The sequence below is a fragment of the Streptomyces sp. genome, assembly GCF_031178505.1.
GTDB classification, from domain to species: Bacteria; Actinomycetota; Actinomycetes; order Streptomycetales; family Streptomycetaceae; genus Streptomyces; species Streptomyces gulbargensis.
The window spans coordinates 1-11533 of record NZ_JAPSIW010000149.1; the positions used below are offsets into that span (position 1 = coordinate 1).

Sequence of the window (11533 nt, forward strand, 5' to 3'; positions counted from 1 at the left end):
GCGCGCCGGGGGAACGGTGCCGGGCGCGCGCAGGCCCGCGAGGGACGAGGGAGGCGAGCACGGCCGGGGCCGTGAGCCCGGCTCGAGCGCCCGGAGGCGAACCGAGCCCCGGGAAGAAGACAGAGGACGCACCGGTGCTGTCGGGTCGGTGCGTCCTCTGGCCGCCGGGCGGGGTGTCGTGCCTGCCCGGTGGTCGGTGGCTGGGGTGGGTCAGCCGCCGAGTTCCTGGTGGCGGGCGGTGAGCCGGGCCGCGCCCGCTTCGGTGAGGGAGCCGTACAGGCGGAGGCGGGAGATGCCGCCGTCGGGGTAGATGTCGATGCGGACGCGGCTGCCGACGGCGGGGGTGTCGAGGACGAAGCGGTGGTTGGTGTCGGGCTGGAGGCGGGTCCTGGGGAGGATCTCGGTCCAGTCGTCGGTACCTTCGGCGGCGACGGAGAGGGCGGCCCAGCCGGCGCTGTTGCCCTTGAGGTAGGCGGTGTCGATCTCGACGGCGCGGATCTCGGCTTCGGCGGCGAGGCTGTAGCGGATCCAGTCGTTGCCCTTGTCGCGGCGGCGGCGGGTTTCCCAGCCGTCGTCCATCTTGCGGGAGCGGCCGGGCTGGATGGTGTTGGTGGCCGGGGAGTAGAAGCGGTCGGAGGCGTCTTCGACCTGGCCGCCGTTCTCGAGGGCGGCGAGGTCGAAGGTGCCGAGGGCGGCGAGCCAGCGCGGGTCGGGGGCGACTTCGCCGTACACGCGGAGGCGGGCGATGCCGCCGTCGGGGTGCTGGTTGACGCGGAGGTGGGTGAAGCGCTGTTCGACGTCGACGGCGAAGCCGTTGGCTGCGTGGCCGCCGATGGCGGTGCGCGGGACGAGGGTGGTCCACTTGATGTCGTCGGCGAGGAGGTCCTCGGGCGAGGGGGAGCCGGCGACGGAGGTGGCCTCGATGGAGACGGCCTGGGGGTAGTTGCCGCGGAAGTGGGCGGTGTCGACGACGATGCCGCGGATGACGCCGGGGGCGCCGAGGCGTACGAGGGCCCAGTCGTGGTCGTCCTCGGTGGGGTGGGGCTGGTCGGCGGAGATGCCGCGGCGGCGGCGGGTTTCCCAGCCGTCCATGATCTTGCCCTTGTGGCCGAAGTGCTCGGGGTCGAACTCGGCGGGCTCGGGCTTCAGCAGGTTCTCGCGCTCGGCGAAGAACTCGTCGTTGGCGGCGATGACTCCGGCGCCGAGGCGGCGGTCGGCGAGGTCGGCGTACCGGGTGAAGGGGAAGTCGGCGGTGCGGTAGTCGGCGTAGGGGTCGCCGCCTCCGTAGGGGCTGGCGTCACCGGTGTGGCGGGGTATGGCGGGCACGTCAGTTGTTCCTTTCGAGGAGGCGGCCGGCGGGTTCGGCGAGGGTGCCGCGGTCGTTGATGCGCCGGCCGCGGAGCCAGGTGGAGGTGACGACGCCGTGGAGGGTCTTGCCGGCGTAGGCGGTGATGCGGTTGCGGTGCTGGAGTTCGGCGGGGTCGACGGTGAAGGTGGCCTCGGGGTCGAGGACGGCGAAGTCGGCGTCGCGGCCCGCTTCGATGGCGCCCTTGGTGTCGAGTCCGGCGAGGCGGGCGGGGCCTTCGGACATCCAGCGCACGACGTCTTCGAGGGTGTGGCCACGGCGGCGGGCCTCGGTCCAGATGGCGGGCAGTCCGAGCTGGAGGGAGGAGATGCCGCCCCATGCGGAGGAGAAGTCGGGGGTCTTGAGGTCGGCCGTGGAGGGCGAGTGGTCGGAGACTATGCAGTCGATCACTCCGTCGGCGAGGCCTTGCCAGAGGGCGTCCTGGTTGGAGGCTTCGCGGATGGGCGGGCAGCACTTGAACTCGGTGGCGCCGTCGGGGATCTCTTCGGCGGTGAGGGTGAGGAAGTGGGGGCAGGACTCCACGGTGACCTTGAGCCCCTCGGCCTTGGCGGCGGCGATGAGCGGCAGCGCGTCGGAGGAGGAGAGGTGGAGGACGTGGACGCGGGCGTCGAGCCGCCGGGCCTGGTTGATCAGGTTCTCGATGGCGGTGTTCTCGGCGTCGCGGGGGCGTGAGGCGAGGAAGTCCGCGTAGGCCGGGGAGGACTTCTGGGGTGCGGCGGCGAGGTGGTGCGGGTCCTCGGCGTGGACGATCATCAGCCCGCCGAAGCCGGCGATCTCGGCGAGGGAGGTGGCCAGCTGTTCCTGGTCGAGTTCGGGGAACTCCTCGACGCCGGAGGGCGAGAGGAAGCACTTGAAGCCGTAGACGCCGGCGTCGTGCAGGGGCCGCAGGTCCTTGACGTTGTCGGGGAGGGCGCCGCCCCAGAAGCCGACGTCGATGTGGGCCTTGCTGCGGGCGACGTCCTGCTTGACGCGGAGGTTGTCGACGGTGGTGGTGGGCGGCAGCGAGTTGAGCGGCATGTCGAGGAGGGTGGTGATGCCGCCGGCGGCCGCGGCGCGGGTGGCGGTCCAGAAGCCTTCCCACTCGGTGCGGCCGGGGTCGTTCACGTGGACGTGGGTGTCGACCAGGCCGGGCAGGATCACGTCGTCCCCGACGTCTTCCAGCCGGGCGCCGGCCGGTACCTCGGCGTCGTACGGCAGGACGGCCGTGATCGTCCCGCCGGAGACGGCGATCGACGCCGCGCGGGCGCCTTCGGGGGTGATGACACGCGTCGAGCGCAGGACCAGGTTGACGTCCACCCGTACCCCTTTTCCTCTTCCGTGAAGCAGAAATTCAACGAACTGTTGAAGGAGTCTTCACCCGGGACGACATGGCGTCAAGGGCACACTTGCCCTGGGGACTCCCTGAGGGGCCCGCTTGGATGTTTCCATGAAGTGGAATCGATATTTCGTAGAGTAGAACGTAGCTCCGTACATGCGGGGCGGATCAGGACCCCTCGACGCGGCCGCCGACAACGGACAAACACCCCCCTGACCGGCCCGGACGCCCGGACCTGGGCCATGTGCCCGGCCCGGTGGCCCGGTAGGCTGCTGCCTTGCCCGCCTGCCTCGAAAGGACCGTTGACGTGCCGACGTCCAGCGCCAGCACCACCGACGCCGCCAAGCCCGCCGCCGCGAGCGGAGGCGTCCAGTCCCTTGAGCGTGCCTTCGACCTCCTGGAGAGGATGGCCGATGCCGGGGGCGAGGTCGGGCTCAGCGAGCTCTCCGCGAGCAGCGGGCTCCCCCTGCCCACCATCCACCGGCTGATGCGGACGCTGGTGGCGTGCGGTTACGTCCGCCAGCAGCCCAACCGCCGGTACGCGCTCGGGCCCCGCCTCATCCGGCTCGGCGAGTCCGCCTCCCGCCTGCTCGGCACCTGGGCCCGCCCGTACCTGGCGCGGCTCGTGGAAGAGACCGGCGAGACGGCCAACATGGCGCTGCTCGACGGTGACGAGATCGTCTACGTGGCGCAGGTGCCGTCCAAGCATTCGATGCGCATGTTCACCGAGGTCGGCCGGCGGGTGCTGCCGCACTCCACGGGCGTCGGCAAGGCCCTGCTCGCGCACACGCCGGCCGAGGAGGTGCGCGCGCTGCTCGCCCGCACGGGCATGCCGGCCGCCACGGAGAAGACGATCACCACGCCCGAGGGCTTCCTGGCGGCTCTGGAGACGGTCCGCGTGACCGGCTACGCCGTCGACGACAACGAGCAGGAGATAGGGGTCCGCTGCCTCGCGGTGCCGGTGCCCGACTCCCCCACGGCCGCGGCGATCTCGATCTCGGGGCCCGCGGGCCGGGTGACGGAGGCGGCGACGGAGAAGATCGTGCCGATCCTCCAGCAGGTGGCGCGCGAGCTGTCCACGGCCCTCGCCAACACCGCCGCCAACGGCGCCTCGTAACGCGCCTGAGCACGCGCGCGGGCCCGCCGTCCCACTCCGGGAGGGCGGGCCCGCGCGTGTGCTCAGGCGGCCACGGGCGCCGTGAGGCGGCCGTCGTGGACGGTGACCGTGCGCGTGGCGCGGGCCAGATGGGTCCGGTCGTGCGTGACCAGGACCGTCGCGGTTCCCCGCTCGGTCGTCAGGCCGGCGATCACGTCCATCACCGCCGCTCCCCGCTCGTGGTCGAGCGCGCTGGTCGGCTCGTCCACCAGCAGCACCGAGGGCTCGTTCATCAGGGCCCGCGCGATGTTGACGCGCTGCCGCTGCCCCCCGGAGAGCTGGTGCGGGCGGGCCGCGGCCCGGTCCGTGAGGCCGACCGCGTCCAGCAGGTCCCGCGCCCGCTCCCGTACCTCCTTCGGCCGGCGCCCCGCCAGATGGGCCATCACCTGGAGCTGCTCCAGGGCCGTGAGGGAGGGCAGCAGATGGGGCTGCTGGAAGACGATGCCGATGTGGTCCCGGCGCAGCTCCGCCCGGGCGGCCGGGGAGAGCGCGCCGGTGTCGGCACCGGCCACGAGGACCCGGCCCCGGTCGGGGGTGACCAGGGTCGCCGCCACCGCGAGCAGGCTCGACTTGCCGGAGCCCGAGGGGCCGACGACGGCGGTGAGGGAGCCGGCCGGGACCTCCAGGGACACGGCGTCGAGGGCGGTCAGGCGGCCGTCGCCGTCGGGGTAGGTGAGGGTGACGTCGTCGAGGACGAGGGTCATCGGGCGCTCCCGAGGGCGGCGAGGGGGTCGACGGCGGTGATCCGCCGGACGGACAGGGCGGCGCCGAGGACCCCGAGGACGGTGATCACGGCGGCGGGGCCGAGCACGGTGAGGGGTTCCAGGACGAACGGCACGTCCCCGCCCGCGATCAGCGCCCCGGCACCGGCGGCGAGGGCGGTGCCGGTCAGGGTTCCGGCGGTGAGCATGAGGACGGCCTGTCCGAGGGCGTCCCTGAGGAGGTACGGGGTGGAGGCGCCGAGGGCCTTGAGGACGGCCACGTCGCCGCCGCGCTGGATCGTCCAGACGGTGAAGAAGGCCCCGATGACGAGCGCGGAGATGGCGAAGAGGAAGGCGCGCATCATCTGGAGGGAGCCGTTCTCGGCCTGGTAGGAGCCGATGGCGGTGAGCGCCTCGTCCACGGTCCCGGTCCGGGTGCCGAGGGCGGTGTCGCCGGCCGCCCAGTCGGCTCCGGTCCCGGCGAGGACGACGACGGTGGCCTGCGCCGCGGCCCCCCTCCCGCCGGACCCCCTGCCGCCCGGCCCGGTACCGGTCACGCCGAGTCCCTGCCAGTCGGCGAGGGAGGTCCACACGACGGGGGTGTGGCTGTACGAGGCGTCGCCCGCGACCGCGGCGACGGTGAGCTCCAGGGCGCCGAGGCGGACCGTGTCCCCGGCGGTGACGTCCAGCTCCGCGGCGGCGGAGGTGGAGAGGACGGCCCGGCCGGCGGCGACGGGACCGGGAGCGAGGCCCGCGCCCGGCTCCGTACCGAAGGCGCTCACGGCGGCGGCGCGGTCCCCCGCCCGGGCGTCGGCGGTACGGATGCCGAGCGGGGCGGCCCGGGTGACGCCGGGCCGTTCGGCCCACCGCCGCCACTGCTCCTCCGTCACCGTCGACCGCGTGAAGGAGACCTCCTGGCCGGGCGCGGGCGCCGCGAAGGCGAGCCGGTCGGCGGGCAGCCCGGTGATCGCGGAGACGTTCTCCCGCGCGAGTCCGGCCGTCAGCCCGGACAGCAGGCCCACGAGCAGGGTGATCAGGACGATCACGGCCCCCATGAGGGCGAACCGTCCCCGGGCGAATCTCAGGTCTCTCCATGCCACGAACATGCCGACCAGCCTGGTCGGCCGGCGCCCGGCGGGCATCGCGCCCCGGATGGCTCCACGATCAAACTTTCGGTTGAGCCCGCGCGGCCGCGCGCCGCCTACGCTGGGAAATCATGGATCCCCGTGCCCTCACCCCCGCGCTGCGCGTGCTGCGCCTCTGCCTGCATCTGCTGATGGCGGGGCTGCTGGTGCTGGCCGGGATGCGGTCGGACACGGCGGGTGCGGTGCTCGCGGCGGTCACCGGGGCGGTGTACGCGACCGGTTCGTTCCTGCCGTCCGTACGTGCGTCGCGGCGGGCGGCCGGGGTGTGGCTGGCGGTGCTCGGGGCGTCCTGGCTGGCGCTGCTCTGGGTGACGCCGGAGGCGCTGTGGGTGGCGTTCCCGCTGTACTTCCTCCAGCTGCACCTGCTGCCGGCCCGCTGGTCGCTGCCGTCGGTCGCGCTGACGGCGGCCGCGGCCATCGTCTCGTACGCGGGGCACGGCGCCGCGCTCAACCCGGGGGTGTTCATCGGACCGCTGCTGGGGGCGGCGGTGGCGGTCGCGACGGTGCTCGGGTACCAGGCGCTGTACCGGGAGAGCGAGCGCCGGCGGCGGCTGATCGAGGAGCTGATCGAGACCCGGGAGGAACTGGCGGCGGCCGAGCGGCACGCGGGGACGCTCGCCGAGCGGGAGCGGCTGGCGCGGGAGATCCACGACACCCTGGCGCAGGGGCTGTCCTCGATCCAGCTGCTGCTGCGGGCCGCCGAGCGGGCACTGCCGCCGGACGCTCCGGCGGCCGGGCACATCGAGCGGGCCCGGCGGGCGGCGCAGGACAATCTGGCCGAGGCACGGCGGTTCGTGCGGGCGCTGGCGCCGCCGGACCTGGAGCACGGTTCCCTGGCGGCGGCACTGGAGCGGCTGTGCGCGCCGGGGGCGGGTCCGCGGGTGCGGTTCTCGGTCAGCGGGACGCCGGTCGGGTTGCCGACCCCGTACGAGGTGGCGCTGCTGCGGATCGCGCAGTCGGCGCTGGCGAACACGGTGCGGCACGCCGGTGCCTCGCGCGCCGAGATCACCCTGTCGTTCATGGACGGCTCGGTGACGCTGGACGTGGTGGACGACGGGCGCGGCTTCGATCCCGCCGCGGTGCGGCCCTCCTCCGAGGGCGGTTTCGGCCTGCCGGCGATGCGGTCGCGGGCGCAGTCGCTGGGCGGCGCGTTCACGGTCGAGTCGGCGCCCGGGCAGGGGACGGCGGTGGCCGTCTCGCTGCCCCTTCCCGAGGAGGTGGGCACATGACCGTACGGCTCCTGCTGGCCGACGACCATCCGGTGGTACGGGCCGGACTGCGCGCCGTCCTCGCCACGGAACCCGGCTTCGCCGTGGTCGCGGAGGCGGCGACGGCCGAGCGGGCGGTGGAGCGGGCGGCGGCGGGTGGCATCGACGTGGTCCTGATGGACCTCCAGTTCGGGACGGGGATGCACGGCGTGGAGGCCGCGGAGGCGATCACGGCGCTGCCGGGGGGGCCGAAGGTGCTGGTCCTGACGACGTACGACACGGACGCGGACATCCTGGCGGCGGTGGAGGCGGGCGCGTCGGGCTACCTCCTGAAGGACGCGCCGCCCGAGGAGCTGGCGGCGGCCGTGCGCACAGCGGCGGCCGGACAGTCCGCCCTCGCCCCGGCGGTGGCGCACCGGCTCATGGACCGCATGCGGACGCCCGCGCAGGCCCTGACCAAGCGCGAACTGGAAGTGCTCCAGCTGGTGGGCGAGGGCCTGTCGAACCAGCAGATCAGCAAGGCCCTGTTCCTGAGCCAGGCGACGGTGAAGTCCCACCTGGTGCACGTCTTCGCGAAGCTCGGCGTGGACTCCCGCACGGCGGCGGTGGCGGCGGCCCGCGCGCGGCGCCTGATCCGACGCTGACGGGCCGCCCCCGCCCCCGAGCGCGCCCGCCCGTCTCCGACCGAGCAGCCACGAGCAGGCGGCAGCACCCGGGCGCCTGCGGCCTCCTCACCGGCCGACGTCCGCTACCGGCACCCACCAGGCGTCCCGCACGCCTGCCGCGCGCTGCCCCTCCGCCCGCGACCGCGTTCAGCGCGTCGGGCCGTCCTCAGGAGGCGGGGGGCCGAAGAGTTCGACGGCGTGGCGGACGGCGGCGAGGCCGCCGGCGAGGGCGCTGACGGAGCCGAGCGAGCCGGCGACGATCAGCAGGGAGCGGCGGAGCCTACGTACCTCGGGCGTGCCGCTGATCGCCATGGCGTCCAGGGCGGCGAGCTCGTCCTCGGCTATGCCACGGTCGGCGAAGTCGGCCCGGTGGACGGCGAGTTCGCGCCGGAGCCGGGACACGGCGGACCGCAGTTCGGCCACTCTGGGGTCCACGCCCTCGCCGGTCACTCGCCTCTGCCCCACGCCACTTCGCAACATGGTTCTCCCCCCTCGCACGACGGTGTGCGCAGTACCCCACGCGCCGGGCCGGCCCGCCGAACGGCGGCCGGACGCCGGGAGTCGGGCCAGTAAACTCCTTCGCCACCCCGCGCGCCACCCTTCGAGGCGGGAATTCAGGCGACCGTGTCATTCCGCGCATGGGGTATGCAGGACCCATGACAACCGCGGATGACCGACAGCCCACCCCGCCCGCCGAACGCCCCCCGCTCGTCGCGGGCTTGCTGCTCGCCGCCGGGGGTGGCCGGCGACTCGGGGGGCGCCCCAAGGCCCTCCTCCCCCACCGCGGCCGACCGCTGGTCGAGCACGCGGTGGACGTGCTGCGCGCGGGCGGCTGCGAGGTGGTGCACGTCGTCCTGGGCGCGGCGGCCGGCGCCGTACGGGAGCGGGCGGAACTGCCCGGGTGCGTGCTGGTGGAGAACCCGGACTGGGAGGAGGGGATGGGGTCCTCGCTGCGGGTGGGGCTCGCCTCGCTGGCGGCCGATCCGCGCGGGGTGGACGCGGCGCTCGTCGCGCTGGTGGACCAGCCGGGGATCGGGGCGGCCGCGGTGGCCCGGGTCCTGGCGGGGTACGGCGGGCGGGACGCGCTGGTGGCGGCCTCGTACGGGGGCAGGCGGGGGCATCCGGTGCTGTTCGGCGCGGACCGGTGGGCCGGGATCAGCGACACGGCCGTGGGTGATCGGGGGGCGCGGGACTACCTGGCGGCGCACCGGGCGGCGGTCGCGCTGGTGGAGTGCGCGGACGTGGCGGAGCCGTACGACATCGACACGGCGGCGGATCTGGCGCGGCTCGAGGGGTGAGCGTCGGCGCGGGGGCGACCACGGTGTGGCACGGAGCGCCACGTTGTGTCGATCCGGAGAATCTCGACATCAACAAACCATTGAACTTCCACTATGAGGAAACTAGTATCCACTGTTCAGAAGCGCCCGATACCTCTGACGGCGCTCGCGGCCGTATCTCGGCGCCTGCGGCACTCCGTGCCGTCGCGTGACGCCCGGCGGCCGCCTGGCACCGCCCGCGAAGTCCGCTGAAGGAAGTGACAGTCCATGTCCGCACCAGCGCCGTCCCCCCTGGCCGTCGTCAACGCCGAACCCCTGCCCCGTCAGGAGGAGGTGCTCACCGAGGCGGCGCTGGCCTTCGTCGCCGAGCTGCACCGGCGGTTCACGCCGCGCCGGGACGAGCTGCTCGCCCGCCGGGCGGAGCGCCGCGCCGAGATCGCCCGTACGTCCACCCTGGACTTCCTTCCCGAGACCGCGGCGATCCGCGCCGACGACTCCTGGAAGGTCGCGCCGGCCCCGGCGGCCCTGACCGACCGCCGCGTCGAGATCACCGGCCCCACCGACCGCAAGATGACGATCAACGCGCTGAACTCCGGCGCGAAGGTGTGGCTGGCCGACTTCGAGGACGCTTCGGCGCCCACCTGGGAGAACGTCATCCTGGGGCAGCTCAACCTCATCGACGCGTACACCCGGAAGATCGACTTCACGGACCCGCGCTCGGGCAAGTCGTACACCCTCAAGCCGGCCGAGGAGCTGGCCACGGTCGTCATGCGGCCGCGCGGCTGGCACCTGGAGGAGCGGCACCTGACCTTCGACGGACGCCCGGTGCCCGGCGCGCTCGTCGACTTCGGGCTCTACTTCTTCCACAACGCCCAGCGTCTGATCGACCTCGGGAAGGGCCCGTACTTCTACCTCCCGAAGACCGAGTCGCACCTGGAGGCCCGCCTCTGGAACGAGATCTTCGTCTTCGCCCAGGACTACGTCGGCATCCCGCAGGGCACCGTCCGCGCCACGGTCCTCATCGAGACCATCACGGCCGCGTACGAGATGGAGGAGATCCTCTACGAGCTCCGCGACCACGCCGCCGGTCTCAACGCGGGCCGCTGGGACTACCTCTTCTCCATCGTCAAGAACTTCCGTGACGGCGGCGCCAAGTTCGTCCTGCCGGACCGCAACGCCGTGACGATGACGGCCCCGTTCATGCGCGCGTACACCGAACTCCTCGTCCGCACCTGCCACAAGCGCGGTGCGCACGCGATCGGCGGCATGGCCGCCTTCATCCCGTCCCGCAAGGACGCCGAGGTGAACAAGGTCGCCTTCGAGAAGGTCAAGGCCGACAAGGACCGCGAGGCGAACGACGGTTTCGACGGCTCCTGGGTCGCCCACCCGGACCTGGTCCCGATCGCCATGGCCTCCTTCGACGCGGTCCTCGGCGACCGGCCGAACCAGAAGGACCGGCTGCGCGAGGACGTCTCGGTGGCGCCCGGGGACCTCATCGCCATCGACTCGCTCGACGCGAAGCCGACCTACGAGGGACTGCGCAACGCGGTGCAGGTCGGCATCCGCTACATCGAGGCGTGGCTGCGCGGCCTCGGTGCCGTCGCGATCTTCAACCTCATGGAGGACGCGGCCACCGCCGAGATCTCCCGCTCGCAGATCTGGCAGTGGATCAACGCCGGCGTGGTCTTCGAGAACGGCGAGACGGCCACCCCCGAACTCGCCCGGAAGGTCGCCGCCGAGGAGCTCGCCGCGATCCGTGAGGAGATCGGCGAGGAGGCCTTCGCGGCCGGCAAGTGGCAGCAGGCGCACGACCTGCTCCTGCACGTCTCCCTCGACGCGGACTACGCGGACTTCCTGACGCTGCCCGCCTACGAGCAGCTGGTCGGCTGACCCGCACAGCGGCCGAACAGCATCCGACCAGGGCCTCGTCGCCCGGTGGCGCACACCACCGGACGGCGGGGCCCTGGCGCGTGACAGGGGCCGTGACGCAACCGAGATATGCAGCTACCTAGCGGTAACAAGCCACGCCGTGCGAGATTCCGCCATGCCACCGGCCGGCGGTCGTCCCCCACGTCACTGCGCACCGCAGGAGCCCCGTCATGCCTTCGTCCCCCCGCCGCGCCCTGCGCGGACTCCTGGCTCTGTGCACCACCCTCTGCACCGCCGCGGGGCTCGCCTCCGCCGCGGCGCCCGCCGCCCACGCCTCCCCCGGCAACGGCCCGACCGCCGTGGTCGCGATGGGCGACAGCTACATCTCCGGCGAGGCCGGCCGCTGGCAGGGCAACAGCCTGACGAACACCGGCAGCCGCAACGGCACCGACCGGGCCTGGACGGGCAGCGGCTACGACCCGTCGCGGGTGTACGGCGCGACCGCGGGCGGCTGCCACCGTTCGGACTCCTCCGAGGTCAGAAGCGCGGGGCCGATCGCCTCCGCGCTCGTCAACCTGGCCTGCTCCGGGGCCACCACGGCCAACGTCTTCCGGGCCTCGCGTGGCGGGCAGCCGTACAAGGGCGAGGCCCCGCAGGCCGACCAGCTCGCCGCCGTCGCCGCCTCCCACGACGTGAAGCTGATCGCGCTCTCCATCGGCGGCAACGACCTGGGCTTCGCCGACATCATCAGCACCTGCGCGACCGACTACATCGTCTGGTACTCCTACTGCCACGACGACCAGCAGGCCGAGGTCGACGCGAAGATCGACG

The 11533-nt window shown here is 73.5% G+C and carries 10 protein-coding genes and 1 pseudogene; 6 read left to right on the plus strand and 5 right to left on the minus strand.

Features of this window, described 5'->3' with window-relative positions; all coding sequences use genetic code 11:
• Nucleotides 1-210 precede the first annotated feature (210 nt).
• On the minus strand, nt 211-1326 hold the full coding sequence (alc, locus tag RIF68_RS13175) for an allantoicase (protein ID WP_309051402.1): 1116 nt from the start codon (nt 1324-1326) through the stop codon (nt 211-213).
• A 1-nt stretch (nt 1327) separates the two neighbouring features.
• Nucleotides 1328-2662, minus strand: coding sequence for an allantoinase AllB (gene allB, locus RIF68_RS13180; protein ID WP_309051403.1), 1335 nt, complete (start codon nt 2660-2662; stop codon nt 1328-1330).
• A 326-nt stretch (nt 2663-2988) separates the two neighbouring features.
• Here allB and RIF68_RS13185 point away from each other — a divergent pair, with 326 nt between their 5' ends.
• Nucleotides 2989-3798 carry an IclR family transcriptional regulator gene (locus RIF68_RS13185; protein ID WP_309051404.1) on the plus strand — a complete coding sequence of 270 codons (810 nt, stop codon included), beginning with the start codon at nt 2989-2991 and terminating at the stop codon, nt 3796-3798.
• 62 nt (nt 3799-3860) lie between these two features.
• Here RIF68_RS13185 and RIF68_RS13190 read toward each other — a convergent pair whose 3' ends face one another.
• Nucleotides 3861-4541 carry an ABC transporter ATP-binding protein gene (locus RIF68_RS13190; RefSeq protein ID WP_309051405.1) on the minus strand — a complete coding sequence of 227 codons (681 nt, stop codon included), beginning with the start codon at nt 4539-4541 and terminating at the stop codon, nt 3861-3863.
• Nucleotides 4538-5644: an ABC transporter permease gene (locus RIF68_RS13195; protein WP_309051406.1), complete on the minus strand. Its 1107-nt coding sequence runs from the start codon at nt 5642-5644 to the stop codon at nt 4538-4540. The genes RIF68_RS13190 and RIF68_RS13195 overlap by 4 nt, the downstream gene beginning before the upstream one ends.
• A 110-nt stretch (nt 5645-5754) precedes the next feature.
• Between RIF68_RS13195 and RIF68_RS13200 the strand changes: the two genes are divergently transcribed.
• Nucleotides 5755-6912 (plus strand): sensor histidine kinase, encoded by a 1158-nt coding sequence (locus RIF68_RS13200; protein WP_309051407.1) that lies wholly within the window; start codon nt 5755-5757, stop codon nt 6910-6912.
• On the plus strand, nt 6909-7535 hold the full coding sequence (locus RIF68_RS13205; protein ID WP_309051408.1) for a response regulator transcription factor: 627 nt from the start codon (nt 6909-6911) through the stop codon (nt 7533-7535). Before RIF68_RS13200 ends, RIF68_RS13205 begins: the two co-directional genes overlap by 4 nt.
• Before the next feature lie 168 nt (nt 7536-7703).
• On the opposite strand, the gene RIF68_RS13210 is transcribed toward RIF68_RS13205, so the two are convergent.
• Nucleotides 7704-8036: a DUF5955 family protein gene (locus tag RIF68_RS13210; protein ID WP_309051409.1), complete on the minus strand. Its 333-nt coding sequence runs from the start codon at nt 8034-8036 to the stop codon at nt 7704-7706.
• 176 nt (nt 8037-8212) lie between these two features.
• On the opposite strand from RIF68_RS13210, the gene RIF68_RS13215 reads away from it, so the two are divergent.
• From RIF68_RS13215 to RIF68_RS13225, 3 genes and pseudogenes are all read left to right on the plus strand, one after another.
• Nucleotides 8213-8854, plus strand: a complete 642-nt coding sequence (locus RIF68_RS13215; protein WP_309051410.1) for a nucleotidyltransferase family protein — start codon at nt 8213-8215, stop codon at nt 8852-8854.
• Nucleotides 8855-9100: 246 nt separating this feature from the next.
• Entirely contained in the window at nt 9101-10723 is a 1623-nt protein-coding gene (gene aceB, locus RIF68_RS13220) for a malate synthase A (protein ID WP_309051411.1), read from the plus strand.
• A gap of 209 nt (nt 10724-10932) precedes the next feature.
• Nucleotides 10933-11533 (plus strand): annotated as a pseudogene (locus RIF68_RS13225) (hypothetical protein); the annotation flags it as partial.